The sequence below is a fragment of the Dechloromonas sp. HYN0024 genome, assembly GCF_003441615.1.
Taxonomy (GTDB): Bacteria; Pseudomonadota; Gammaproteobacteria; order Burkholderiales; family Rhodocyclaceae; genus Azonexus.
The window spans coordinates 1,671,402-1,697,284 of the sequence record NZ_CP031842.1; the positions used below are offsets into that span (position 1 = coordinate 1,671,402).

The 25,883-nt window shown below is 59.8% G+C and carries 27 protein-coding genes and 3 tRNA genes; 13 read left to right on the forward strand and 17 right to left on the reverse strand.

Translation table 11 applies throughout. From position 1 onward, the window contains the following. Window positions 1-30: 30 nt before the first annotated feature. On the reverse strand, window positions 31-1,176 hold the full coding sequence (locus tag HYN24_RS08100; protein ID WP_162888662.1) for a diguanylate cyclase: 1,146 nt from the start codon (window positions 1,174-1,176) through the stop codon (window positions 31-33). Between the two features lie 357 nt (window positions 1,177-1,533). On the opposite strand from HYN24_RS08100, the gene HYN24_RS08105 reads away from it, so the two are divergent. Then, a complete protein-coding gene (locus tag HYN24_RS08105) occupies window positions 1,534-3,033 on the forward strand; it encodes a diguanylate cyclase domain-containing protein (protein WP_117608779.1) in 1,500 nt (499 codons plus the stop codon). A 104-nt stretch (window positions 3,034-3,137) separates the two neighbouring features. On the opposite strand, the gene HYN24_RS08110 is transcribed toward HYN24_RS08105, so the two are convergent. Together HYN24_RS08110 and HYN24_RS08115 are read right to left on the reverse strand one after the other, a co-directional pair. Next, a tRNA-Arg gene (locus HYN24_RS08110) sits at window positions 3,138-3,214 on the reverse strand. Between the two features lie 63 nt (window positions 3,215-3,277). Further along, window positions 3,278-3,354: transfer RNA gene (locus tag HYN24_RS08115), tRNA-Arg, on the reverse strand. 65 nt (window positions 3,355-3,419) lie between these two features. Here HYN24_RS08115 and HYN24_RS08120 point away from each other — a divergent pair. Continuing rightward, window positions 3,420-3,686, forward strand: coding sequence for a biotin/lipoyl-containing protein (locus tag HYN24_RS08120; RefSeq protein WP_162888663.1), 267 nt, complete (start codon window positions 3,420-3,422; stop codon window positions 3,684-3,686). A gap of 36 nt (window positions 3,687-3,722) precedes the next feature. Here HYN24_RS08120 and HYN24_RS08125 read toward each other — a convergent pair whose 3' ends face one another. From HYN24_RS08125 to HYN24_RS08140, 4 genes are all read right to left on the reverse strand, one after another. Further along, window positions 3,723-4,064, reverse strand: coding sequence for a BON domain-containing protein (locus HYN24_RS08125; RefSeq protein WP_117608781.1), 342 nt, complete (start codon window positions 4,062-4,064; stop codon window positions 3,723-3,725). Between the two features lie 158 nt (window positions 4,065-4,222). Next, window positions 4,223-5,638 (reverse strand): sigma 54-interacting transcriptional regulator, encoded by a 1,416-nt coding sequence (locus tag HYN24_RS08130; RefSeq protein ID WP_117608782.1) that lies wholly within the window; start codon window positions 5,636-5,638, stop codon window positions 4,223-4,225. Then, window positions 5,635-6,183, reverse strand: a complete 549-nt coding sequence (locus tag HYN24_RS08135) for a permease (protein WP_117608783.1) — start codon at window positions 6,181-6,183, stop codon at window positions 5,635-5,637. Before HYN24_RS08135 ends, HYN24_RS08130 begins: the two co-directional genes overlap by 4 nt. Beyond that, window positions 6,173-7,576 carry an ATP-binding protein gene (locus HYN24_RS08140; protein ID WP_117608784.1) on the reverse strand — a complete coding sequence of 468 codons (1,404 nt, stop codon included), beginning with the start codon at window positions 7,574-7,576 and terminating at the stop codon, window positions 6,173-6,175. Before HYN24_RS08140 ends, HYN24_RS08135 begins: the two co-directional genes overlap by 11 nt. Before the next feature lie 355 nt (window positions 7,577-7,931). Between HYN24_RS08140 and HYN24_RS08145 the strand changes: the two genes are divergently transcribed. Then, on the forward strand, window positions 7,932-8,492 hold the full coding sequence (locus HYN24_RS08145) for a polymer-forming cytoskeletal protein (protein ID WP_117608785.1): 561 nt from the start codon (window positions 7,932-7,934) through the stop codon (window positions 8,490-8,492). Window positions 8,493-8,659: 167 nt separating this feature from the next. Then, a complete protein-coding gene (gene ettA / locus HYN24_RS08150; protein ID WP_117608786.1) occupies window positions 8,660-10,324 on the forward strand; it encodes an energy-dependent translational throttle protein EttA in 1,665 nt (554 codons plus the stop codon). Window positions 10,325-10,467: 143 nt separating this feature from the next. Here ettA and HYN24_RS08155 read toward each other — a convergent pair whose 3' ends face one another. Continuing rightward, window positions 10,468-10,746 carry a hypothetical protein gene (locus tag HYN24_RS08155; protein WP_117608787.1) on the reverse strand — a complete coding sequence of 93 codons (279 nt, stop codon included), beginning with the start codon at window positions 10,744-10,746 and terminating at the stop codon, window positions 10,468-10,470. Between the two features lie 112 nt (window positions 10,747-10,858). On the opposite strand from HYN24_RS08155, the gene HYN24_RS08160 reads away from it, so the two are divergent. From HYN24_RS08160 to HYN24_RS08190, 7 genes are all read left to right on the forward strand, one after another. Beyond that, a complete protein-coding gene (locus tag HYN24_RS08160; protein ID WP_117608788.1) occupies window positions 10,859-11,680 on the forward strand; it encodes an SAM-dependent methyltransferase in 822 nt (273 codons plus the stop codon). Window positions 11,681-11,686: 6 nt separating this feature from the next. Further along, on the forward strand, window positions 11,687-13,576 hold the full coding sequence (locus HYN24_RS08165; RefSeq protein WP_117608789.1) for a U32 family peptidase: 1,890 nt from the start codon (window positions 11,687-11,689) through the stop codon (window positions 13,574-13,576). Next, on the forward strand, window positions 13,573-14,295 hold the full coding sequence (locus tag HYN24_RS08170; RefSeq protein ID WP_117608790.1) for a zf-TFIIB domain-containing protein: 723 nt from the start codon (window positions 13,573-13,575) through the stop codon (window positions 14,293-14,295). The genes HYN24_RS08165 and HYN24_RS08170 overlap by 4 nt, the downstream gene beginning before the upstream one ends. Before the next feature lie 81 nt (window positions 14,296-14,376). Then, window positions 14,377-14,694, forward strand: a complete 318-nt coding sequence (locus HYN24_RS08175; RefSeq protein WP_117610255.1) for a cupredoxin domain-containing protein — start codon at window positions 14,377-14,379, stop codon at window positions 14,692-14,694. Between the two features lie 6 nt (window positions 14,695-14,700). Continuing rightward, on the forward strand, window positions 14,701-15,525 hold the full coding sequence (locus HYN24_RS08180) for an FTR1 family protein (RefSeq protein ID WP_117608791.1): 825 nt from the start codon (window positions 14,701-14,703) through the stop codon (window positions 15,523-15,525). Window positions 15,526-15,537: 12 nt separating this feature from the next. Continuing rightward, on the forward strand, window positions 15,538-16,272 hold the full coding sequence (locus HYN24_RS08185) for a hypothetical protein (protein ID WP_117608792.1): 735 nt from the start codon (window positions 15,538-15,540) through the stop codon (window positions 16,270-16,272). Window positions 16,273-16,440: 168 nt separating this feature from the next. Continuing rightward, the gene (locus HYN24_RS08190) at window positions 16,441-16,875 is read left to right on the forward strand and encodes a cyclic nucleotide-binding/CBS domain-containing protein (RefSeq protein ID WP_117608793.1); all 435 of its coding nucleotides are present in this window, start codon (window positions 16,441-16,443) and stop codon (window positions 16,873-16,875) included. Window positions 16,876-16,884: 9 nt separating this feature from the next. On the opposite strand, the gene HYN24_RS08195 is transcribed toward HYN24_RS08190, so the two are convergent. Further along, complete coding sequence (locus HYN24_RS08195; RefSeq protein WP_117608794.1) at window positions 16,885-17,439, reverse strand: YaeQ family protein; 555 nt, start codon at window positions 17,437-17,439, stop codon at window positions 16,885-16,887. A gap of 122 nt (window positions 17,440-17,561) precedes the next feature. On the opposite strand from HYN24_RS08195, the gene HYN24_RS08200 reads away from it, so the two are divergent. After that, complete coding sequence (locus HYN24_RS08200; protein WP_240327639.1) at window positions 17,562-18,002, forward strand: rhodanese-like domain-containing protein; 441 nt, start codon at window positions 17,562-17,564, stop codon at window positions 18,000-18,002. Then, window positions 17,996-18,214, forward strand: a complete 219-nt coding sequence (locus tag HYN24_RS08205) for a hypothetical protein (RefSeq protein WP_117608796.1) — start codon at window positions 17,996-17,998, stop codon at window positions 18,212-18,214. Before HYN24_RS08200 ends, HYN24_RS08205 begins: the two co-directional genes overlap by 7 nt. On the opposite strand, the gene HYN24_RS08210 is transcribed toward HYN24_RS08205, so the two are convergent. The 8 genes from HYN24_RS08210 to HYN24_RS08245 form a co-directional block, all read right to left on the reverse strand. Then, the gene (locus tag HYN24_RS08210) at window positions 18,211-19,329 is read right to left on the reverse strand and encodes an FIST signal transduction protein (RefSeq protein WP_117608797.1); all 1,119 of its coding nucleotides are present in this window, start codon (window positions 19,327-19,329) and stop codon (window positions 18,211-18,213) included. The two genes, HYN24_RS08205 and HYN24_RS08210, sit on opposite strands and share 4 nt — an antisense overlap. 259 nt (window positions 19,330-19,588) lie before the next feature. Then, window positions 19,589-19,664, reverse strand: a tRNA-Asn gene (locus HYN24_RS08215). Between the two features lie 100 nt (window positions 19,665-19,764). Next, window positions 19,765-20,688: a ribosome biogenesis GTPase YlqF gene (gene ylqF, locus HYN24_RS08220; protein WP_117608798.1), complete on the reverse strand. Its 924-nt coding sequence runs from the start codon at window positions 20,686-20,688 to the stop codon at window positions 19,765-19,767. A gap of 17 nt (window positions 20,689-20,705) precedes the next feature. After that, the gene (gene moaD, locus HYN24_RS08225; protein WP_117608799.1) at window positions 20,706-20,954 is read right to left on the reverse strand and encodes a molybdopterin converting factor subunit 1; all 249 of its coding nucleotides are present in this window, start codon (window positions 20,952-20,954) and stop codon (window positions 20,706-20,708) included. Continuing rightward, window positions 20,951-22,159, reverse strand: a complete 1,209-nt coding sequence (glp, locus tag HYN24_RS08230) for a gephyrin-like molybdotransferase Glp (protein ID WP_117608800.1) — start codon at window positions 22,157-22,159, stop codon at window positions 20,951-20,953. Before glp ends, moaD begins: the two co-directional genes overlap by 4 nt. Further along, window positions 22,153-22,659, reverse strand: coding sequence for a molybdopterin-guanine dinucleotide biosynthesis protein B (gene mobB / locus HYN24_RS08235; RefSeq protein ID WP_117608801.1), 507 nt, complete (start codon window positions 22,657-22,659; stop codon window positions 22,153-22,155). Before mobB ends, glp begins: the two co-directional genes overlap by 7 nt. A gap of 17 nt (window positions 22,660-22,676) precedes the next feature. Further along, window positions 22,677-23,810, reverse strand: coding sequence for a hypothetical protein (locus tag HYN24_RS08240; RefSeq protein ID WP_117608802.1), 1,134 nt, complete (start codon window positions 23,808-23,810; stop codon window positions 22,677-22,679). A 5-nt stretch (window positions 23,811-23,815) separates the two neighbouring features. Beyond that, entirely contained in the window at window positions 23,816-25,741 is a 1,926-nt protein-coding gene (locus tag HYN24_RS08245) for an ATP-dependent DNA helicase (protein ID WP_240327640.1), read from the reverse strand. Between the last annotated feature and the right edge of the window lie 142 nt (window positions 25,742-25,883).

A 25,883-nucleotide genomic window follows, 5' to 3' on the forward strand; every position in this document is an offset into this window, starting at 1 on the left:
GTGGGCATTTTTTCGGCAGCGGCCAGGCGTTTACGCCAGTGCTAACGCCTCATTCGCCCCGGAAACAACGCGATTGCGTCCTGTCGCCTTGGCCAGATAAAGCGCCTCATCGGCGCAATGCAGCAAATGGTCGAGATCGTAACCATCGCTCGCCACACCGATACTGACCGTATTGCTCACCCCGACGCCCGCGCCGAGGACCGGGGTTGCTGCATAGGATTTGCAGAAACGCTCGGCCAGCGCCTGCGCTTCGGCCAGGGTCGTATCCGGCAGAAGCATGGCGAACTCCTCGCCGCCCATCCGCCCACACACATCGGATTTGCGCAGGCTTCCCTTCAGTTGATCTGCCAACGCGCGCAAAACCGCGTCACCGACTGAATGACCAAACTGGTCATTGATCTGCTTGAAATGGTCGGCATCGATCATCGCAACGCTCAAAGGAAGCTGGTTACGTTCACAATAGGCCGCCAGGGTCTGACCATGCTCGAAAAATGCCCGGCGGTTTTCCAGTCCGGTCAATTCATCCGTATGCGCCATCATCTCCGCCCTCTGCTTGGCGGCCGACAGGCGGTAGGTCAATTTGAAATTCTCGCTTTGCGCGGCCGATAACGCCGCACTGGCTCGGACCAGTACGATCATGTAAAACAATGCGGCGACGCCCAGCCCCGTCTCCACGGGCAGACCGCCAAAAAGGAACCAGACTGTGGTTGGCAGCAGAACGCTGGCCATTGACCCGGCCACCATGTAGGGCCGCGCCGAGTAATGCAAGAAGGCACCGGCCGACATTCCCAACAGAATGGTGAATTCAATCAACCGATAGACCAGCGAGCTTTCCCGGACAATCAGCAGCACGCCAAGCCCCCAGGCCAGCGTCGTGAACATCAGCGTCACGGCATAGCGGGTTTCCCAATCGAGTATCTCCAGGCCTGCCGGCCTGCGTCGCCGATGCAACCAGAACAGCCCAAAGCGCATGATGGTGCCAAGGCAGATAGTGGCCAGCCACCCGACCAGCAAGTCATGCCTGACTTCGCTCCAGATCAGCTGACACAGCAGCAAGGCCACGATGAGACTGATGAAGACGGCCGGATATGACTGCTCGTACAGCAGATGGAGCTGGTCTGCCCGGACGCGGGCAGCCAAACCCGGCTCATCATCTTGCGGAGGGGGAAAATCCATATTTTTCATGGGAGGCTGACTATGCGATGACACCTGACTCAAGTCAAGCGATGGCACCGTCATTCTCGATATTTCAGCCAATAGACTGAGCTTGCGACATAGCCAGCCCAAATTCATGAACCTGCGTGGTGACCGCACAACAAGTTCCAGTGCCCGACAAACCAATGCCCAGCCAGCATCGTCGTCAGAATTATCCGGATGTGAAACGCCTCAAACGACACAATCGTTTTCATAATTTTCGGAATAATGATAATTTCCCCACAGTAGAGAATTATTTAATCAACCTAAAATAGGTCAATAGACTCTCGGAACACCCGCCATCGCTGAACCTCAGGCGGGCTGACGCTGGACGCAAACATGACGCTAACCGATTCCAGTCACAATTCCCGAGCGGCCATGGCGGCCGTCGTCCTGTTTCTGGTATTCGATTTTTCAGCCCTGGCGCTGAATTTCTGGCTGACCTCGAAAATCGAGCGGCAAGCGATTGGCATCAATCTGGCGGGACGGCAACGCATGCTCTCCCAACGTATGGCCAAGGTACTCCTGCAACTCGAGGATGCGCGGCAAGACGGCACCGACCCGAGTACGCCATTGGCCGAACTGAAAGTCACCCACGATCTATTCGACCTGACGCTGCAGGGATTTTCCCAAGGGCACCAGACATTCGGTGGTGCCAATGAAGAGATTTTTCTCGAAGCAGTCAATGGCGAAGAGGCCAGGAATGTCCTTGTTCAGGCCAACGCAGTCTGGCTACCGTACCGTGAGATGGTTCTGGCGGTCATACAGGGGGGAGCGGGCAATCTGGGTACGACGCTGCCACCCGCAGCCACCTACGCAAAGCAGCACAACCTTGAAATTCTGGGTCTGATGAATCGATTGACTACAGAACTCGAACGGCTAACCAAGGCCGAAGCAGTGCAGGTACGTATCTATCAGGGTGCGGCTTTCATATTGGCGCTGATTAACTTCATCGGGGCTTTTTTTCTGTATTCCCGGCGCATCGGAGAAGCCACCAAGAACCTGGGCCTGCTAGATGAAATTCTCAACAAGGTCTCGGCCAGTGTCATGGTGCTCGGTGAAGACGGGGCGACCATCATCATGGCAAACCGTACGGCTAGAGCCTTGTTCTGCTATCAGGACGACATGGTGGGACGGCGGCTCGATACGCTGGTCTCCGGCAAGGAGGGGAACATGATAGGCCTCCGCAAGGATGGCACCAGTTTTCTCGCCATTACGGAACGCACTGAGGCCCACCTCGGCAGCAGAAAGCTATATATCGAGACCATTCTTGATATCACGCAGCAACGCATGACCGAAGAACATCTGAGCAGCCTGGCCTACCACGACCTCCTGACCAAACTGCCCAACCGGCTGCATTTCGATGACCGGCTGAACGTCGAAGTCGACCATGCCCAACGTAAGGGGCAGACCCTTTGCGTGCTGTTTATTGACCTGGACGGCTTTAAGTCGGTTAACGACACCTATGGTCACGAAGTCGGCGATCTTCTCCTGCAGGATGTCGCCGTGCGGCTCATGCGATGTTTGCGCGAAAGCGATACGATTTCCCGCCGTGGCGGCGATGAGTTCACCGCCATCATCAACGATGTCGGCTCCCGCGAAAACTGCGCCAAGGTAGCTCAGGTCATCGTTTCGCAACTGGCCAAGCCATTCTCCATCAAAACGCATGAATTACGGGTCGGTGCCAGCGTCGGCATCAGCGTCTACCCGACCGATGGGGTGGATGGCCAGTTGCTGCTCAGCCGGGCCGACGAGGCCATGTACAAAGCCAAACAGGAAGGCCGGGGCCGTTATTGCTTCTATTCGATGCCCTCGAATGAGGAAGCCACGCCAGTCTAATAAGCGGTCACTAGGGCGAAAACGAGCAAAACCTGACAACCAGCCGCCAAAGACGCGCGCTGGAAACGAAAAAGCCACCCGAAGGTGGCTTTTTCATGAATTTTTGGTGCGCCCGGAGCGATTCGAACGCCCGACCCCTTGGTTCGTAGCCAAGTACTCTATCCAGCTGAGCTACGGGCGCACACCTAAACTGCTTTTACCTCTACTGCCTGTCGCTAGCCAAAACTATCGACATTTGTCCTGATGGTGCGCCCGGAGCGATTCGAACGCCCGACCCCTTGGTTCGTAGCCAAGTACTCTATCCAGCTGAGCTACGGGCGCACTGTCAGAGCGGCGCATTATACGGAGGTTGGCGTAGAATGCAAGGTTTCCGCCGAAAAAAGCTGATGTCTTTTTCCTTCGTTCGCATGCCGAAGTACCCCGAGTGCTGGTCGAGTTGCGGCTCGTGCGCGAGTGGCGACATCTTCATTCTGGAATTGCTGGTGACAGTTGGCGAGATGGTGCAGCGGGACGACAACATCCTGACGCTGGAAACCGGCAAGGTAGCGCTGGACATTCCCAGCCCGCACGCCGGCCGGGTGGTGCAGATTCATGTCACAGAGGGCGATACGGTCGATGAAGGCGGGCTACTGGTAACCCTGGAAACAGTCTGAGAAACGCCTTGAAGCCGCCGGACTCGCCCTCTGCCATCACTTTGGGAGATCGACCTCCATGGCATTGCGCACTTCACGTACGCCATGCACATTGCTGGCAAGATCCAGGGCACGACGCAAGGCGTGCTCATCGGGCACCGAGCCGCCGACCGTAACGACCGACGACTTGGTGACGACGCGCAAGTGCGAACCGGCCAGACCAATGTCGGTGCGCAGCAGGGTTTCCACTCTGTCATTGAGCGCCATGTCCTTGGCCTTGGTGTTGGCGATCATCGCAGCCAGCACTTGCGGGTCGTCAGTGGCGAAGGCCGAGAGGCCGAGGCCGGCCAAGGTGGCTGCCGCGGTAATGCAGACGATCATGAGTTTTCGTTTGAGCATGAAGATTCCCTTCTTGTGTGATCTGTCACCCACACTATGCAAAGGCCATGCCAAAAAACAATTTATATTTAGTATCAAATAGTTAAACAACGACCAACGGACCTGGAAGGCATCTTCTGTCGCCCTGCGGCGACAGATATTGACGGTATGGATCGGCCTTAGGCCGGACCGGGCCTGTCGCCAGCTGCTGGCGGGCTTTCGGTTTCACTGCGGAACATGGCAGGTGTCAGGTCATGTTTCTGCAACAGGCGGTAAAACTCGGTCCGATTACGATCAGCCAGGCGGGCGGCATCGGCGACGCTACCATCGGTCAGCTTGAGCAACTGGACGAGATAATTGCGCTCAAACCGCTGTTTGGCCTCGGCATAGTTCAGGGTATCCATCGACGGCACGCGCAGGGCGCGCTGGACGAGGGTCAGGGGAATGAGCGGCGTCGAGGTCAGTGCACAGCTTTGCTCGACGACGTTGAACAGTTGCCGGACATTGCCTGGCCAGGCCGCCGTGGCAAGCGCCTCAAGGGCCTCAGGGGCGAAGCCGTTGACCGGCTTGCCGTATTTTCCGGCGAGGAGTTGGACAAAATGCATGGCGAGCAGCGCAATGTCCTCGCGTCGCTCGTCAAGGCGGGGCAAGGTCAGCGAAACAACGTCAAGGCGGTAATAGAGGTCTTCGCGGAACTGTCCCTCCGCCATCGCGGCATCGAGGTCGCGGTGGGTTGCCGAGAGCAGACGGACATCAACCGGCTCGGCCTTGGTCGTGCCGACCGGGCGCACGACGCGTTCCTGCAGGACACGCAGGAGCTTGACCTGGAGAGCCAGCGGCATGTCACCGATTTCATCGAGGAAGAGCGTGCCACCGTTGGCCGCCTGGAACAGACCGACACGGCTGGCTCCGGCCCCGGTGAAAGCCCCCTTGGCATGACCAAAGAGTTCGGACTCGAGCAATTGTTCCGGAATCGCGCCGCAGTTAATAGCCACGAAAGGCCCCTTGGCACGCGGACTGGCCCGGTGGATGGCGCGAGCCAGAACTTCCTTGCCGGAGCCGCTTTCGCCACGGATCAGGACGCTGGCATCGGAAGCAGCAACCATGCGCGCTTCGGCCATCAGCTCGGCCATCTTGCTGCTGCGGAAGATGACGCCGCTCATCCAGCTGTCGTCGCCCTTCCCGGCCTCGCCGGGCCGCTCACCGGATTCGGAATTTGGTGCCGAGAGTTGCAGGGCACGGTCGATTTTTTCGAGCAGGATCTGGCTGTCGAAGGGTTTGGTCAGGTAGCCAAAGACACCCCGCGATGTCGCATCGACTGCATCGGGAATATTGCCGTGGGCGGTCAGCAGGATGACCGGCAGCGTTGGCCGGGTGCGGCGGATTTCCTCAAACAAGGCCAGACCATCAAGTCCGGGCAGGCGGACGTCGCTGACGACAACGCGCGGCGGATCGACAGCAATCTGCGCCAGCGCCTGTTCAGCCGAACCAACGGCGGTGACCCGGAAGCCCCTGGCACGCAGACGCATGGTCAGCAGCTTGAGGATATCCTCGTCATCGTCCACGACCAATACATGTGCGCCGCCGGCCGTCATCGTCTTGCTCCTTCGGGTTTGCCGGGCCGCGGTCGCGGAATCAGCGATTTTTCAATGTTGGCCAGGCTGTCGAGCTTGTCCTGCAACTCGGCACTCTTGCGCTGGCTCTCTTTCAGTTGCTGACCCTGTCTTTCCAGCTGAATTTCAAGCTTGATGCGCTCGCCATAGTTGTCGGCAAGCTGTCGGGCGAGCGGGTGAAATGTCTGCGCCGCCGGTTCCGTCGACTTCAGGACACCCTCGAGTATTCCATGCCCCCTGGCGAGATCCTGCTGGACACGCGGATGGCCGAGCAGCATGGCGATCCTGACCTGGTTAAAGGGGGTCTGCGGCAATGCACCGAGCACCGTACGCTCCCGGGTAAGCTCGGCAGGTGTCAGGCGCGACAGCCCCTGAGAATAGGCCAGGGCCGCATCGGGGCTGGTGTCCTCCAGATGCAGTTTCCTGGCTAGCGGGCCGGACGAGCAGGCCGTCATGGTCACCCCGAGGGCGAGCGCCCAAAGGAGGATGGCAACTTGGCGAAATGACGTACTAAGGCTACTGCTCATCGGGTATTTCCACACAAAAATGGGCACCCACGGCTTGCGGAATGAGGTGCACAGTCCCACCCATCGCCCGCACCAGCTCACGCACGATGGACAAGCCGACACCGCTGCCTTGTCGGGGGGCCGGGGCCATGCGCTGGCCCTGAACAAAAGGATCGAAAATACGCTGCCTGTCCTCTTCGGCTACACCCGGTCCCTGATCAACGCAGTCAAAGCGCCAGAGGCCTTCGCCATGGCTGACAGCGAGGCGGACTTCACCGCCTTCCGGGCTGAAGTCGATAGCGTTCGACAACAGGTTATCGAGCACCACGGTCATTTTGTCGCCATCGAGCATGGCCGACTCCTCGGGGCTATCGATAATCACCTTCAGATGCCGCGACTGGCTGTGCAACTCACGGCGCTGCGCCACCGCATCAAGCAGCTTGTGCAGCCGGGTCGGCGCAATTTGCAGGCGGCGCGCCTCGAAGGCGGCAGCGTTGAGCGTCAGCAGGCTTTCGATCTGCACCTGCAAACTGGCGACATTGTGCTGAAGAATATCGACCACTTCGCGCTGTCCGGCGGCCAGCGTACCGGGAACCTCCTCGCGCAGCAGGGAGACTCCTTCCTTGAGCGCGGTCAGCGGTGTTTTGAGTTCGTGCGAGACGTGCCGCAAGGCACGTTCGCGATCAGCCTCCAGTTCGGCCAGGCGTTGCCGCAACCAGTCGAGGCGCTTACCCAGCTGGCGCAGGTCGGCCGGGCCGCCGACCGTGACCGCTTCATCGAAACGGCTGGCACCGAGCCGGATGATCGCCTGTTCAAGATGGCGAACCGGCCGGACCAGCCACCAGCCCATAGCCAGGGCGACCAGCAGCGCGCCGACCAGAGCGAGACCGATGCGTACACCCAAACGCATCCGGTTGGCCTCCAGCTCATCGAGCGCCGCCCGATTTTGCGCTTCGATCCAGCGCTGCCCGGCCTGCTTCAGCAGGCCATCGAGCTCGGCCATGCGGGCCAGCAGGGGAATAATTTCGGCCTGCGGGATATTTTGATCAAGGCCACTGCGCAACGCCTCGGCCACCATGCGCCAACCGCCGAGCAAAGGAATAAGCGGCTCGGCAACCTGCGTATCGAGTCGATCAATGACGGCCAGCGACTGACTGAGATGCTCGTCAAAGCGCTGGCGGAAAACCGGGCTGTCGAGCACCAGGTATTGCCGTGCGCTGCGCTCAATATCGACGGTGCGCTCACCGAGTTCCTGGATAGATGCCGTCAGCTGAACCGCCAGTTCGCTGCTGCGCCGGTTCTGATCGACCAGGCGCTCGACAACCAGCCAGCTTTGCACCGCCGCCCCGCCGAGGAGCAGGACGATCAGGGCAAAGCCAAGCAACATCCCCTGGCGAAAGGAAATTCGATTCATCGGCACTCAAGTGTCCAAAACTGAAGTTTATACGGCCCGCGCCACAGAGGGCGCTGAAAACGGCTCGACAGGAGCCCCCGTCGGGCACCATTTGTTCATCCGTTATTACTTTCAAATCAATAGATTAGAAACATGTCCTGATTTTACGACAAGGCCATGGCCCTGATCAGCCCACTTTCCCGGAAAAGCCAAAAATAGATGTCGCAAATTCACGACAGATAGGCCTCGAAATTCTACAAACAGCTTTCAAATAAATATCTAATCAACTGAATAAATTGATTATTTAAATCATGGCACGCTTATCGCGTTAAGGATCTGGTCAGCTATCGACAAAAACCACAAGACGGGAGTCCCCATGTTCAACAAACCCACCATCACCAACCGCAATGACCTCATCACCCGCCGCGAGGTCAACAACATTCTCGGCAATACAACCACGCCTGCTGCTGCATCAGCCACCCCGGCCAATGCGCCAGCTGCAGCAAGCGTTACATCAGACAAAGCAGAGACCGCCAATCCGACCGAAAACGTCATGGGTGCCCGCCTCATCGTCGGCCCCGATGTCAAACTCAAGGGCGCCGAAATTCTCGACTGCGATACGCTGGTGGTCGAGGGACGCGTCGAGGCCACCATGGACAGCCGGGTCATCCGCATTGCCGACAATGGCTCGTTCTCCGGCAAGGTCAGCATCGACATCGCCGAAATACACGGCACCTTCGAAGGCGAACTGACGGCACGCTCGCAACTGATCATTCACGCCACCGGCAAGGTGCATGGCAAGATCCGCTACGGCAAGCTGGTCATTGATGAAGGGGGCGAGCTGTGTGGTGATATCAACGCCCTTTCGGCCGAAAAGTCGCCCTCTTTTCACCGCCGCGACGAAGCGGCAACGACGCTGACCGCTGTCGTCGGCTGAATCCCCCTCAACCACGCATCGTTGAGGGCAATAAGGCCGGCCACCGGTCTTTTTCCCCCTTAAGCCCGGCAAATGACCAGCCCCCCGCCACTCGGGAGGCTGGTCATTTGCCTTGAAGCCTCGTAGACTCCGCGCATCATTAATATTTACGACGACAGGTAGGCTCAATGGCTCAATACGTAATGTCCATGCTCCGCGTGAGCAAGATCGTCCCGCCCAAGCGGCAGATCATCAAGGATATTTCCCTCTCTTTCTTCCCCGGTGCCAAGATCGGCCTGCTCGGCCTGAACGGCTCGGGCAAATCGACCGTGCTCAAGATCATGGCCGGCGTGGACAAGGAATACGACGGCGAGGTGCAGCACCTGGCCGGCGTTTCCATCGGCTATCTGCCGCAGGAGCCGGTGCTCGATGCGGCCAAGACGGTGCGCGAAGAAGTTGAATCGGCCATGGGCGAAGTCATGCAGGCCCAAGCCAAGCTGGACGAGGTATACGCCGCCTACGCCGATCCGGAAGCCGATTTCGACAAGCTGGCTGAAGAACAGGCCCGCCTGGAAGCGATCATTGCCACCGCCGGCTCCGACACCGAAGCCCAGATGGAACTGGCTGCCGATGCCCTGCGCCTGCCGCCCTGGGATGCCGTAATCGGCGTCCTCTCCGGTGGCGAAAAACGCCGCGTCGCCCTGTGCAAGCTGCTCCTCGCCAAGCCCGACATGCTGCTCCTCGACGAACCGACCAACCACCTCGACGCCGAATCGGTCGAATGGCTGGAACAGTTCCTCGTCCGCTTCCCCGGCACTGTCGTCGCCGTCACCCACGACCGTTACTTCCTCGACAACGCCGCCGAGTGGATTCTCGAACTCGACCGTGGCCACGGCATTCCGTACAAGGGCAATTACTCGTCCTGGCTGGAGCAGAAGGAAGCCCGCCTGGAAACCGAAAACAAGCAGATCGACGCCCACATGAAGGCGATGAAGCAGGAACTCGAATGGGTCCGCTCCAATCCGAAGGCGCGTCAGGCCAAATCGAAGTCCCGTCTGGCCCGCTTCGAGGAACTATCGAGCCAGGAATACCAGAAGCGCAATGAAACCCAGGAAATCTTCATTCCGGTTGGTGATCGCCTGGGCGGCAAAGTCATCGAGTTCAACGGCGTCACCAAATCGTTTGGTGACAAATTGCTGCTCGACAACGTCAGCTTCACCATCCCGGCCGGCGCCATCGTCGGCATCATCGGCCCGAACGGCGCCGGTAAATCGACCCTGTTCAAGATGATCACCGGCCAGCAACAGCCGGATTCCGGCACGGTCGATATCGGGCCGACGGTCAAGATGGCTTACGTCGATCAGTCGCGTGACTGCCTCGACGGCAGCAAGACGGTCTTCGAAGAACTGGCCCAGGGCAGCGATATCCTGCAGATCGGCAAGTTCGAGATGCCCAGCCGCGCCTATATCGGCCGCTTCAACTTCAAGGGCGCCGACCAGGGCAAGCAGGTCGGCAATCTTTCCGGCGGTGAGCGCGGTCGCCTGCACCTGGCCAAGACGCTGATGACTGGCGGCAACGTGCTGCTCCTTGACGAACCGTCCAATGACCTCGACGTCGAAACTCTGCGCGCACTGGAAGATGCCCTGCTCGAATTTCCCGGCTGCGCCATGGTCATCTCGCACGATCGCTGGTTCCTCGACCGTATCTGTACGCATATCCTGGCTGCCGAAGGCGATTCGCAGTGGAATTTCTTCGAAGGCAACTTCCAGGAATACGAGGAAGACAAGAAGAAACGTCTGGGCGAAGAAGGTGCGAAGCCGAAGCGGATCCGCTACAAGCCGATCACCCGCTAAACAAAAATGGCCGGAATTTTACTTCCGGCCATTTTTTTGTCCCGGACTATCAGCCGAAGGCAACGGTAAACGCAAAACGGGCGCCATCAGGCGCCCGTCTTTTCTTCTTCCCCCGCCAATGCGGAAGGCTGAAACCAGAAATCTTAGTGCTTGAGATTAGCCGAAAAAACCGCTTTCGACTTCTCGGAAAAATGGAATTCGTTGAAAGCACGGGTAATTTCGGCTTCGTTGCGGCCTTCGGAATGATCTTCGAAGCTGATACCGATCAGCTTGCCGTTGGCAGCCAGGGTCTGGAATGCAAAACGCCAGCGCTGTGCTTCAGCCAGGCGCTCACGCAGTTCGACTTCGTTGGAAATGGTAATACCGGCTTTCTTCAGGGAATCCAGGAATTGCTCGAAGGATTCGTTGCTCAGACTGCCCATTTATCTCTCTCCGTTTATATGCGGTGTTTGAACACCATGTGCCTAATAACGATGCAGTTTTGATTCGGTTGACACGAAAGTGATAGAAGTTTGAATGCGATAATGTCGCCCCATGAAGAAGCCAAACACCTCCGCCGAGATTCCTGAAATCCGCCCCGGGCAGTCCATCGAACTGCTCAAGGAACTCCACATCCTGACCCGCGACGGCAAGCTCAACCAGGACACCCGGCGCAAGCTCAAGCAGGTCTATCACCTCTACCAGTTCATCGAACCCCTGCTGGAAGGTGCCGAGACGCTGGTCGACCATGGTGCCGGCAAGTCATACCTTGGTTTCATCCTCTACGACCTCTACCTCAAGGGACGCGACAGCGGCGAGATCATCGGTATCGAAACGCGGGCCGAACTCGTCGATAAATCACAGGTTCTGGCCGCCCGGCTTGGTTTCGAGCGCATGCGCTTCCTCGCCTGCACGGTCGAGGACTCGCTGACCGCCCCGGAATTGCCGACCAGCATCGATGTCGTCACCGCCCTGCACGCCTGCAACACGGCAACCGACGACGCCATCCGTTTCGCCCTGAGCAAGAACGCCAAACACATGGTCCTCGTCCCCTGCTGTCAGGCTGAGGTCGCCGCCACCATGCGGGCGCGCAAAAATGAATCACTGTCGCAAAAGCCGCTCGCCGAGTTATGGCGTCACCCCATCCACACTCGCGAACTCGGCAGCCACCTGACCAACGTCCTGCGCTGCCTGCTCCTTGAGTCGCACGGCTACGATGTCACCGTCACCGAACTGGTGGGCTGGGAACATTCCATGAAAAATGAACTGATCATCGCCAGCAAACGTGGCCAGCCTCGCAAAAATGCCCGCGAACGGGCCGAAGCCATCCTGCGCGAGTTCAATCTCGAAGAACTTGCCCCGCGTTTCACGTACTAAGGCGCCATGACCCGCATTCAACACCCTCTCGAACTCCTCGCCCCGGCCAAGAACGCCGATTTCGGCATTGAAGCCATCAAGCATGGTGCCGACGCCGTCTATATCGGCGGCCCGGCCTTTGGCGCGCGCTACGGTGCGGGCAACGATGTCGCCGAGATCAAGCGCCTGTGCGATTTTGCCCATCGCTACCGCGCCAAGGTATTTGTCGCGCTCAACACCATCCTGCGCGATGACGAACTCGAAGACAGCCGCCTGCTCGCCTGGCAGCTTTACGAAGCCGGCGCCGACGCGCTGATCATTCAGGACATGGGCCTGCTCGAACTCGACTTGCCGCCCATCCAGCTGCACGCCAGCACCCAGACCGACAACCGCAACCCCGACAAGGTGAAATTTCTCGAAGATGTCGGCTTCTCACAGGTCGTTCTGGCGCGCGAATGCAGCTTAAACGAAATTATTAAGATATCTTCTCAAACCAATGTTTCATTGGAGTATTTTGTTCACGGCGCTCTCTGCGTTGCGTTCAGCGGCCAGTGCTACATCAGCCAGGCCCACACCGGGCGCAGCGCCAATCGCGGCGAGTGTTCACAGGCCTGCCGCCTGCCTTACACCCTGGTCGACGACAAGGGCAAGACGATCACCGAGAACCAGCACCTGCTGTCGATGAAGGATAACAACCAGAGCGACAATCTGATCGACCTGATCCGCGCCGGAGTGTGCTCCTTCAAGATCGAGGGCCGGCTGAAAGACCTCAGTTACGTCAAAAACATCACGGCTCACTATCGCCGGCTGCTCGACGACATCATCGCCAAACACCCCGAATACACCCGCGCCTCCAGCGGGCGCAGCACTTACACCTTCACGCCGCAGCCGGACAAGACCTTCAATCGGGGCTATACCGACTATTTCGCCAACGACCGCCAGGACGATATCGGTGCTTTCGATTCGCCAGCCTTTGTCGGTGAACTGATCGGCGAAGTCGTCGACATTGGCGACGGCTGCTTCACCGTCAATGCCGAAAAGCCCTTCCACAATGGCGATGGCGTCTGTTTCTATAATGGCCACGGCGAAGTCGTCGGCATGCGCATCAATCGGGCCGACGGCACAACCCTCTTCCCAGCCGAAATGCCGGAGGAGCTGACCGCCGGCGCCACCCTCTTCCGCAACCGCGACCAGGCGTTCGAGCGGGCTTTGGAGAAGGAATCGGCCGACCGCCGCATTTCAGTGAAGCCGGTTTTTACCGAGACCAACACCGGCCTGAGCTTGACCCTGACCGACGAAGATGGCGTGACCGCCACAACCAGCCACGACATCGGGCCAAAATCCGACTGGCAACTGGCCCAGAACCCCGAGCCGGCGATGGCCAAACTGAGCGAAAACCTCGGCAAGTTCGGCAACACCATGTTTATCGCCGAGCCGGTCGAACTGAAACTGTCGCAACCATGGTTCCTGCCCGTCAGCGCCATCAACGCCCTGCGCCGCGAGGCCACCGAAAAGCTTGAAGCAGCCCGCCTGGCCAGTCACCCACGCCCACCCCGCGCCACCCCGGCAGCCAACCCCGCACCCTATCCGCAGGAAGAACTGACCTATCTCGGCAACGTCTTCAACGCCAAGGCCCGCCACTTCTACGAGAAGCATGGCGTCAAGCTGATCGAGGAAGCCTACGAGGCCGGCAACGAAAAGGGCATGGTGTCGCTGATGATCACCCGCCACTGCCTGCGCTACAGCTTCAATCTCTGCCCGAAAGAGGTCAAACACCTCAAGCCGGACCCGATGACGCTGATCAACGGCAGTGAAAAGCTGATCCTCAAGTTCGACTGCAAAGCCTGTGAAATGCATGTCGTTGGCAAAATGAAGAAAGGCGTGAAGCTCAACCTCGGCACCATCCGGCCCACATGAAAGACCCGACCCACTGCCCTTCCTGCCGCCAGACGATGGTCCGCCAGACCTTCGAGCGCCAGACTCACGGCAGTGTCGAACTCGATCTGTGCTTCAACTGCCAGGGCATCTGGTTCGATGAATTTGAGAGCATCCAGATCACACCGGGCGGCATTGTCGAGTTGTTCAAACTGCTCCATGAGCACCAGGATGACCCGCGTACGGCGCTGAGCGAGCCGCTCAAATGTCCGCGCTGCGCTGAACGACTGTTGCAGGGCCTTGATCTCGCCAAGCATGGCGGCAAATTCAACTACCACCGCTGCCTGCAAAAACACGGACGTTTCACGACCTTTGCCCAGTTCATGATTGAAAAGGGCTTCGTCCGCCAGCTTAACCCGGCCGAAATCGAGGCCCTCTCGGCCAGGATCGGCATCATTCGCTGCATGGGTTGCGGTGCCCCGGTCGATATCCGCAAGGACCACGCCTGCAGCCATTGCCGGGCCCCCATCACCATTCTTGACCCAAGCGCTGTCGAACAGGCGCTCAGCCGGTTTCAACAGGCTGAAGTGCGCCGCACGACACGCGATGTCGAGTTGCTCGGCGACGCCATCGTGACGCGCGAACGCGAGCTGTCCCGCCAGAAGCGCCTGAAGCGCGAACCCGAGAACGCCGGCATCATCGACACGATCGATCTGCTTTCGGCTGGCGCTGAGTTCATCTGGCAATTGCTCCGCCGGTAACTGATCGTTTTTTCAAAATTGTTCATCGCCCCCTTGACGATACAAATGCGAATCACTATCATTTGCATCAAAGGAGCCGTCATGAAAAAACTTATCGTTCTACTTTCCCTGTGTTCACTGTCCGCCATCGCTGCCGACAAGGAATTTGCGCTGGTCATTCGCGAGCACCGTTTCGAACCAACCGAGGTCCGTGTCCCGGCCGGCCAGAAGGTCAAGCTCGTGGTGCACAACCAGGATGCCACCCCCGAGGAGTTCGAAAGCCATGAACTCAACCGCGAAAAAGTCATCGCCCCGGGTGCCAAGGTCAATATTTTCATTGGCCCTCTCAAGCCGGGCCGCTACCCGTTCTTTGGTGAATTCAACGAAAAGACGGCGCGCGGCACCGTCATCGCGGAGTAAAACGACATGCTCGGGTCGGCCATCATCGTATTCCGGGAAGCCCTTGAGGCGGCCCTGATCATCGGCATCATCGCTGCCGCAACGCGTGACCTGCCGACCCGCAATCGCTGGCTGCTGACCGGCATTCTGGCTGGCACCACGGGTTCCCTGATCGTCGCCTCGCTGACCGGCCAGATCGCCGACATGGCCGAAGGCATGGGTCAGGAACTCTTCAACGCAGGCGTTCTGACCGTTGCCGCCCTGATGCTCGCCTGGCACAACATCTGGATGGCCCGCCACGGCATTGAACTGGCCCGCAACGCCAAAAAACTGGGGGCCGATGTCGCCGCCGGCGGCCGGGAAATGTCGGCACTGGCACTGGTGGTCGCCCTCGCCATCCTGCGTGAAGGCTCGGAAACCGCACTCTTCCTCTATGGCATGCTGGCCAGCGGTAACGAAACCCTGCTCAGCGTCATCGGTGGCGGTGCCCTTGGCCTGCTCGTCGGCGCACTGGCCGGATTCGGCCTCTACGCAGGTTTTCTCAACATCCCGCCCCGCCTCTTCTTTACCGCAACCAGCGGCTTGATTCTGCTGCTGGCTGCCGCCATGGCCAGCCAGGTCGCCCGCTTTCTGGTTCAAGCCGACCTCCTGCCGACGCTGGCCGATCCGCTGTGGAATACCTCCTGGCTGCTCGACAATGGCTCCCTCGCCGGCCGCTTCCTGCACACCCTGATTGGCTATGACGCCATGCCCACCGGCATCCAGGTCGTCTTCTACGCCACCACCCTGATCCTGATCCTGGCTGGCATGCGCCACTTCCGGCCACGCCCTGCACCACTTTCCATCTCCTGAAAGGTTTTCCCCTTGAAAAACTATGCAACGATTCTGCTTGCAGGGGCCCTGCTGAGCCCACTGTTCGCCCACGCCGGTCCATCCGACTACATTTACACCCCGACCGTCGAATATGGCGAGAAGGAAATCGACTTCAAATACGGTGACGCCCGCAAGAAAGGCGATCCGCGTGTAGCGGCATCAAGCATTGGTTTTGGCTACGGCGCGACCGAATGGTGGTTTACCGAGCTGTACATCAAATATAAGGGGCAGAACGGCGAGCACATGAGCTACGACGCCATCGAATGGGAAAACAAATTCCAGCTGACCGAAACCGGGAAATATCCGGTCGATATCGGCTTCCTGCTCGAAATCGAACGCCCGAAAGACCGGACCGAAGGCTGGGAAGTCAAATGGGGGCCACTGTTCCAGACCGAATTCGGCAAGGTTCAGCTCAACGCCAACCTGCTCTTCCAGCGCAGCTACCGTTCGGAAGCCCCCAGCCAGCTTGAATTCAAGTACCAGTGGCAAGCCAAGTACCGCTGGCTGAAGCAGTTTGAATTCGGTCTTCAGGGCCTCGGCGAAATGGGCAAGTGGGATCACTGGTCGAAAAGCGACGAGCGCATCCACAAAGTCGGTCCGGCTATTTTCGGCAAGGTCCAGCTCGGCGACAAACAGGCCATCAAGTACAACGCCGCCTGGCTGTTCGCCGCCTCGAGCGCAACCCCGGATAACACCTTCCGGATGCAGGCTGAATACGAGTTCTGATCGACGATTGGCGCCGATGCCAGAACCGGATCGGCACCAGACTTATGCAGAGGCCTCGACGAGGGGCCTCTTTCATTTCTGGTCAGGCACCGGGCCTGAACTTCGAGACACATGCCGTGTCCGACAAACTTCACGCAACGCACTCAACCTGAAGCGAAAGGACCGCAAATGCCAAACCGCCTGATCAGTGAAGTTATTCAAGGAAGGCCGTTCCCGACAACCGTAACCGGGACCACCGTGCGCGAAGCGGCGATCATCATGAAAGAATGGCATTCGTCGGCCATTCTGGTGGTCAATAAAAACAAACTCGTCGGCATCTGTACCGAACGTGACATCGTGTTTCGGGCGGTAGCCAACCACTGCGACCCGGCCAATACCGCAGTCAGCACCATCATGACCCGCAATGTTCAGAGCATCGGCCCGGACAAACCCTTCGGACACGCCCTGCACCTGATGTTCGAAGGCGGCTTCCGGCACATCCCGGTCATTGATGAGAACGGCCATCCAGTCGGCCTTCTGGCGGCGCATGATGCGCTCGACAGCGACGGCCTGGACATGGAACATGATCTGGTCCGGCGCGAGGAAATCACCGTCATCCTGTAATTCGACGCACTAGGGGGCGTCACCGCCAAACAGCACCCTTGGTGCGATTTCGACGTGCCCCTGATCACCGCCCAGCCAGATCAGGCCATCCTGGATCGTGCATTGCAGGCGCATGCCACGCTCGGCCAGGCCAGCCAGCGCCTTGCCCTCCTCGACGCTGAGCGACAGCACCCGCAGGTTCTTCTGCCCCGACACCTTGCCCTGCGTCTGCTGCCACCAGATTTCCGCCGAGCGCCCGCCATAGCTGAGCACCATGACCTGCCGAGAACGGTTGCAGGCCCGGCGAATGGCCTTTTCATCGGGCAGGCCGACATCAACCCAGCGTTCGATACTGCCCGTCGGGTCGAGGTCCTGCAGATCGGCCTCGTCTTCGGTCGCCGACAGGCCACGCCCGAACGTCAGGGTTTCCGAGGCATTCAGGGCAAAAGCCAGCAAACGCACCATCATCCGCTCATCGGTTTCCGACGGGTGGCGGGCAATGGTCAGCGTGTAGTCGCCAAAATGCGAACGATCAAGGTCGGCCAGCTGTAACTCTGCCTTGAAGATGGTTGATTTGAGCGCCATGACTGCCCCGGAAAAAGGCTGGATTATCCCACGAGGACGGGAACCTGGCTGTCGGCGAAGCGGTCAATTGCCATACATCCCATCGCGTCTATAATCAGCGTTTTCTGATAAACGGAACTCCCATGCGCCAACTGCTTCTTGCCTGCCTGATAGCCGCCACCAGCCTGGCCCGCGCCGAAGTCATCGACATCGATAATGCCCAACTGGAGAAGCTGACCAGGAGCGGAGTCCCGGTCGTCGACATTCGCCTGCAATCAGAATGGGAAGAAACCGGCATCGTTGCCGGCAGCAAGCTGCTCACCTTCTTCGACGAAAGAGGTCGCGCCGATGCCCCCGGCTGGCTCGAGAAGGTCAAACCGATCGCCAAGCCGAACGAACCAGTCATCGTCATCTGCCGCACCGGTAACCGAACCAAGGCGGTCAGCCAGTTTCTCTCGCAACAGGCCGGCTATGCCACGGTTTATAACGTGAAGAGCGGCATCAAGGGCTGGATCGGCGCCGGCGGCCCGGTCGTCCCGGCGACCCCGGTCATCGCTTCCTGCAAGGCCGCGAAGACTTGCTAAGCCAGGCCGTCGACCGCAAACGCTGCGCCAGTTGCGAACATTGGTGTGGCTGGCGGCAAGCCGGCGAACCAGGAACCGTCATCATCGAATCGGAAACCTCGGAAGGACTCTGCCAGGGCGGTGGCTGGGACAACTCCGAACGCCGCGCCCGCTCGGCCTGCGGGCATTGGCTGTGCTGGCACGAACTGGGGCTGGCCCCGTCCAAGGCCTAGCGGATACAGACCAGTGCAGCGTTATGAAAAGCCGGAATACCGAGATCGCTGTAGGTGCCAATTTCACCAAGAGACAGCGCCCCGCAGATCGCGGTCGAACCTGAGCTGAGCCGCAGGTCTTCAAGCTCGTCGCTGGCCTCCTGCCCGAAATGCATGCGCCGACCAGCGCAATAGAAAGCAATCAGTGATGATTTTTGCGGCCCGCCCAGATGGTCAACCACGGTATTGACGCAGTGGCTAGCGGATAGGGAGGGTGCCTTGAGCAAACGGAGCATCGAACTCGGCGGGATTTCGCCGACACAATAGATCGATCCGTCATCCGTGAAGCCGACCGGAATACGGACCAGCACCTCAAGCGAACTGATCAATCCGAACGGATAATGCACCGCATAGTCGTAAAAATTTTCCGGCGTCAGGGCTATACCAAACTCATCGGCAATCATCCGCTGATACACCGACATGGCCGGTTGCCCGTCGAGCTTGTCGATCCGGTTAAGCACGGTCGAACTGGCACGCATCAATGACTTGGATACCGGGTAGCCATGGTGGACGGCAATATGCGTCGCCGGGTTGATGACGATCCCGAGCGCCCCGTTGGCAAGCAAACGGTGGTTATCGAACAGGCACGGCATCGGCTGAAAGCTTTCGCTACCGGCACAGACACCGGCGTAACTGAAACGACGCCCGAGATGTTGAAATAACTGGATCAACAGCGAACCGGTATTCGGCAGCATGCTGTCAAAAATAAGAAACAGCTGCTGTCCGGGCAAGTCCGGGGTCGCCTCACCCTCGCTCAGCCCATCCGCAATCTCACTGACGGCACTTTCAGGACGTGTATCGAGCGCATCAACCAGGAAATGCCGGGTTCCCTCAGGGAAGCACATCAGGGTGATGCCATCAGTCGCAAACCCGGCATCCGTCACCAAAGCCGGGAAAATCGCCCCGAGCAAAGGCAGGTCGATGTCGTTAAACAGCCCTTGAATAACGGGAACCCGCTCTTTCGCGCTTTCCGGCAGAAGCACAAAAACGACCGGATTGGTTTTCGTCAGCCTGATTTCAGCCAGCCACAAGGAAATCAACGGCAAGTCGATTTTTGGAAAATAGCGCGAGAGCATTACATGTGGCTCAATGGATTATGTGGGCTACCAACACTTGACCTGTGACAACTTTAGCCGAGTTCTGGGGGGAAAGTGACAAAAATATCTACTTTTTAAAACCACCTCGAACAAACCATTCCTTCGTCATTAAAGCGAAAAAACAGGCTCAGATTCGGTCACAGCCTCAAGATCCCCGCTCGTTGGCTACGATCCAGCTACGCAAACCCAGAAAAGCAAAAAGCCCAGTCTTTTGAACTGGGCTTTTTGCTTGAATTTTTGGCTCCCCGACCTGGGCTCGAACCAGGGACCTACGGATTAACAGTCCGGCGCTCTACCGACTGAGCTATCGAGGAACGGTACTGTCGGCCTTACGACTGACAGGGCGCGGATTATATACAAGAGGGTTGCGTGGCTGCAATAGCCAGCCACTTTGTGCCGCAAAAAAATTGAAAATCAGTTGTCGCCGTCGTCGGTTGCCAGATCGGGATTAACCGGCAGGCGCCCCGCCGCTTTCAGTTCGGCCTGACGGGTGGCACGGAGTACCGGGGTTTCCAGGCTGATGCGGCCAAGCGCGCCGGAGCGGTAATCGACGAGCAGGATGGCCGAGGCTCTTTCCATATCGAGTTCGCCGCCGCGGCCCTTGATGATGCAGCCGCGCTTTTTGGCGATGGCTTCGATGACGCCGACGGCGTCCATGCCTTCGGTGGCGAAGCCGTAGCGGGCCATGAGCAGCTTGGGATAGACCTCAAGGAGGTAGTTGGCGAGCCAGGTGCCGACTTCTTCGTCGATGTAGGCATTGACGCCGACGGCGTGGCTGGCGGCGAGCATGAGGCCGTCGATGGGGTGGTCGATCTTGGGCCAGAGCATGCCGGGGGTATCGTACAGGGTCAGGCGGTTGCTGATGTCGATGCGCTGCTGGCTCTTGGTGACGGCGGGCTGATCGCCGACGGCGGCGACTTTTTTCTTGACGAGGGCGTTCATCAGCGTCGATTTGCCGACGTTGGGGATGCCCATGATCATGAGGCGCAGCGGCTTGACCGCGTCGTTGCGGTGCGGCGCGAGCTTTTGCGCCAGACCGGGGATGCGCGCCACGTCGCTGGCTTTCTTGCAGGAGATGGCAACGGCCTTGACGCCTGGCTGGGCGTCAAAATAGGCAAGCCACGCCTTGGTTGATTCTGGGTCGGCCAGATCGGCCTTGTTGAGCAGCTTGAGGCACGGGCGCTGCCGAAAGACGCGCAGTTCGTGAATCATCGGATTGCTGCTGGCCTGCGGCAGGCGGGCGTCAAGGACTTCAACGACGACATCGGCCACAGCCAGCGTCTCGCCGGCCTTTTTGCGGGCCGAGGTCATGTGCCCCGGGAACCATTGGATGGACATTATTGTTCTTTCTATTGTCAGCCGCCGGTGACGGGCGGGAAGAAGGCGACCTCATCGCCATCCTGGATTGCAGCATCAAGCTTCGCCATATCCTGATTGACGGCGCAGCGAAGGTTTTTGGCGGTGGCCAGCTGATCGCGCCCCTGGCTGACCAGCCAGTCGCGCAGCCCGCCAACGGTAACGATACCGGCTGGCAGATCGACGCTTTCGCCGGACAGGCCGAGCGCTTCCTTGAGACCGGCGAAGTAGAGAATGTTGACGCTCACGCCAGCAACTCCCCAAAGGAGATGAAGCGCAGCGTGTCGCCGACGGCAATGGCGTTGCCGGGCGGATTGAGAACCAGCCCGTCGCTCCAGCACAGCGAGGTAACCACCGCCGAGCCCTGGTTTTTGTATAACTCGACGGCGCCTTGTTCGTTGAGCGAGGCGCGCAGAAATTCCAGACGGGCCCCGTCGGCCTTGGTCCAAACCGATGCGGACGGCAGGTTGAGGATGCGCGGCGTAACGCTGGCCGCCCCCTGCAGGCGCAGGATGAAGGGGCGCACCATGATCAGGAAGGTGACGAAAGCAGCAACCGGGTTGCCGGGCAGGCCAATAAACCAGGCCTTGCCCTCGGGCTTGCGGATTTCGCCGAAGGCCAGCGGCTTGCCGGGCTTGATGGCGATCTTCCACATGTTGAGGCTGCCTTCGGCTTCGACCGCCGGTTTGACGTGATCTTCCTCACCCACCGAAACGCCGCCGCTGGTCAGTACCAGATCGTTGTCGGCGGCGGCGCGGCGCAGAGCGTCGCGGGTGGCCTCCAGCGTATCGGCAACGGCACCGAGGTCACGGACTTCACAGCCCATGCCTTCGAGCAGGGCGCGCAGGGCGTAGCGGTTGGAATTGTAGATGGCGCCGGGGGGCAGCGGCTCACCGGGCTGGACCAGTTCGTCGCCGGTAAAGAAGACACCAACCCGGATGCGGCGATAGACCGGCAGTTCGGGCAAGCCGGCGGCGGCAGCCAGGGCGATTTCCTGCGGGCGCAGCTTGATCCCGGCCTTGAGGATTTCGGCACCGACGGAAATATCTTCGCCAGCCCGACGAATGTTTTCGCCATCACGCGGCACGTGGTTGATGACCACCCCGCCCTCGCCATGCTCGCAACGCTCCTGCATGACCACGGCGTTCGCACCGGCCGGGATGGGTGCCCCGGTAAAGATGCGGGCGGCGGTACCGGGCTGCAGGGTCGTGCCGACCGTGCCGGCCGGAATGCGCTGGCTGACCGGCAGGCAGACGCCGGCAGTGGTGATGTCAGCAACACGCACGGCGTAGCCATCCATCGCCGAATTGTCGAGCGGCGGCACGGCGACGGTGGATTGCTGTGAAACGGCGAGAATGCGGCCGGCAGCAGCAGTGATCGGCAGCGAACGGATTTCTTCGACTGGCCGGGCAGCAGCCAGCAGATTGTCCAGGGCTTGTTCAAAACTCAGCATGGGCGGGCCTGCAAATTCAGGTGGTTCATGACGAAATCGGCCATTGCGGCGTAGTCGTTGAGCGGCAGTGTCGGCAAGGTGGTATCAATGGCGGCGTCAGTAGCCACGGCGACGACGTCGTGGCGCTCGGGGAAGAGCGGCGGCTTGCCGTTCTCCGGGCGATAGACTTCGAGCTTGGGCACCGGCTCCTGCTTGAAACCTTCGATCAGCACAAGGTCGCACGGCGAGAGGTGGCCGATCAGCTCGTTGAGGGTCGGCTCCGCCTCGGCGCGGCGCTCGTGCATGAGCGCCCAGCGATCGCCACAGGAGAGCAGCACCTCGGTCGCCCCGGCTTCGCGGTGACGGTACGAGTCCTTGCCCGGACGGTCAATATCGAAACCATGGTGGGCGTGCTTGATCACCGACACCTTGAGGCCACGGGCGGTCAGCTGGGGAATAAGCTTCTCCAGCAGGGTTGTTTTGCCGGAACCGGAGTAACCGGCGATACCAAAAACTTTCATGGCGGGATTTTAACCGTTCAGGCGACGAAAACCGGGGCAAAACCGCCGCCTGGCGTCCGGAAATTGGTCGTTTGCCCCTGATAAAGGCGAGCGGCGACCAGTTGGATATGGCCGTTATAGACGTAACAGCGGATATCGGCCTTCATCGTCGTATCAAGTCCATCGACCGAGACGACATGCTCGGAAGGCGGTGCGATTTCCTGCGCAATATAGCCGCCATGCACAATCTCTTCGAAGACTCGCTTGGTCAGCTTGTCGCCGCGATAGGCGGCGCGGCTGCCAAAACCGGCCGGCGGTTTGAAGAACCAGCGTTTGCGCCCTGCCCAGAAAGCGTCGGCCTGTTCGGGCGTCACCGCGACGGTGTGCGGGATGCCGGCGAGAAGGATTTTCCGGATGGCGGCATCGACCCCAAGCGCCTGCAGAGCGGTATCGTCGGAAAGCAGCATGAGGTTGCGCTTGTCGGCATAGAGCGCATGGGCACGCGGATTGGGGGTCAAGACAACCCCTCCGGCTTCAAAACTGGCCCGAATATCGGCGTTGACCGGCGCATCAAGGGCAAAGTCGGTCAGCCGGTTATAGATCAGGTCGATGGGCTGGCCGTCATGGAAGAGTTGCTGGCCGTCACGGGTAAACTCGCCGGGATCGGCAACCACGGCGGCAATACCGTTCTGTTCGAACAAGGCTTTGAAGAGCGCGAATTCGGGCGCGAGAAATTGCCCGGCCGGGTTCTCGTCGACGATGGCGATACGGCGCAGGGGCGCGTCACCGCGCGCCACACGCCATTCCTCGCGGAACATGGCGACATAGTCGTCAGCAATCCGTGCGCCCTCTTCCGTCTTGCCATGCACCGCCAGCAGATAGGCATTGAGCAGGCCGCCACCGGCATTGGTGTTGATCTCGATAAGCTTGGGGCCAGCCTCGGTCAGATGGAAATCGTAGCCCATGAAGACGCCACGCACCTTGCCGGGCAGACGGGCGATTTCGGGCGCCTGGGTCAGTGCATGTACTTGGTAGGCAGGCAGCGCGATGACGGATTCGATGGCCGAGATGATCCCGGCCATCGCCTGCATGGCGCTGGCCTCGATGGTCATGGCCGCGCCGGAGAAGAACTGTGGCTGCTGGCTGCGCAGTTGATCGAAGGTGGTTTTCATTCGCTTTACCGGTTGGCGAAGAAGTCGAGGACGACCTGCAATTCACGGGTCCGCTTCATCGGGGGCAGACTTTGCCAGACACGACGACCATACGGCTTTGATATGAGTCGGGGATCGCACATCATGAGGACGCCCTTATCGTTCTCGTCGCGGATCAAGCGACCGGCCCCCTGCTTGACGTTGATCACGGCGCGTGGCAACTGGTACTCCATGAAGGCATTGCGGCCCTCGCGCTTCATCTGCTCGATACGCGCCGACAACACCGGGTCGTCGGGCGGGGCGAAGGGAATCTTGTCGATGACGACGAGCGACAGCGCCTCGCCGCGCACATCGACGCCTTCCCAGAAGCTCTGGCTACCGACGAGTATCGAGTTGCCGTGATGGCGGAAGCGTTGCAGCAGGTCGTTCTTGCTGCCCTCGCCCTGGACCAGCAGCGGCATGTCGATGTTTTCGTCTTCCAGCTTGGCCTTGAGCAGTTCGTGCGTGCGGCGCATGGCGCGCAGACTGGTGCACAGGAAGAAGGCCCCACCGTTGGCTGCCTTGACGGCTGGCCAGGCGGCCTCCACCACTGTGTCGGTGTAGTTCCAGGCATTCGGGTCAGGCATGCCCAGCGGCGCGTAGAGGATGGCCTGCTTGTCGTAATTGAACGGACTGTGCCAACAGGCCGAATCCGGCTCGCCAAGCCCGAGTTCAGAGCAGTAATGGTGGAACTTGCCCTGCACGGCGAGGGTGGCCGAGGTGAAGATCCACGCCCGCGGATGGCCGCCCATCTGCTTGCGGAAAATTTCGGCGACATCGAGCGGCGTCGAATTGAGTTGCAGCGAATGGGTAAAGGCTTCGGCCCAGCGCACGTAGCCAAGATCGCTGACCTGCTGCCATTGGGTCAGGCGCTGATCAAGTTCCGTCGCGCGCTGCCAGCACTTCTCCAGCCCTTCGGCCCGTTCGGCCTGGGTTTCGAGCAAGGCGGCGAAGGCCGCAACTTCTTCTTCCAGCACCTTGAGGGCCGGCTCGAATTCCGGCTTTTCCTGCAACTGGCCGTAGGAGAAGCGGCCACTGTCGATACCGACAGCCAGACGCAAGTCCTTGGCCGCTTTTTCCAATTTCTTGCTGCCTTCCGGCAAAGCCAGACAATCGCGGGCCGAGGTCAGGCCTTCGGCGCGGGAGTCGCGGGCGAGATCGAGGACCTGCGCCGTCGAAATGCTGTCGCCGAAAAACAGCGTCGCCACTTCCGGCAACTGGTGTGCCTCGTCGAAGATCACCGTGTTGCAGGCGGGGAGCAGTTCAGCCATGCCTTCATCGCGGAGCATGACGTCGGCGAAGAAGATGTGATGATTGACCACCACCAGATCGGCCGCCATGGCCTCGCGCCGCGCCTGCATGACGAAGCATTCCTTGTAGTCGGGGCATTCCTGGCCGAGGCAGTTGTCGCGCGTCGAGGTGACATGGCCCCACACCGGGGAGTTCTCCGAAACCTCGATACATTCGGCCTTGTCGCCGCTCTGCGTGGTCTTGGCGAAGACCGAGATACGGCGGGCGTCGGCGGCGTCCTCGCGGGTCAGGAAGCGGCCGTCGGCAATGGCATGTTGCAGATGATAGGGGCAGACGTAGTTGGCCCGGCCCTTCAACAGGGCGATCTTGACCGGCGCCTTGAGGGCATCGCGGACCATCGGCAGATCCTTGTTGAAAAGCTGGTCCTGCAAGGTTTTGGTGCCGGTCGACACGATCACCTTGCCGCCTGACTGCAAGGCCGGAACGAGGTAGGCGAAAGTCTTGCCCGTACCGGTGCCGGCTTCGGCGATAAAGACCGAGCAGCCCTTGATGGCGGCAGCGATGCGCTCGGCCATATCGACCTGCTGGTCGCGTACGCGGTAGCCACTGATGGCGCGGGCCAGAGGGCCTTCGGGAGAGAATATTTCCGGGAGGGAGGACAAGGGAAAGGGCCGGGAAAGTGCCTGAAAAATCAGGGCCGAATCTTAGCAGATGCAGGGTCTTTTCAGGGCTTGACCAAGCCTGAAGCGCCCGCCACTCTCCCTGCGGTCCGGCCCGCCGTCGTCCGCTGTCAGATGCTGCACG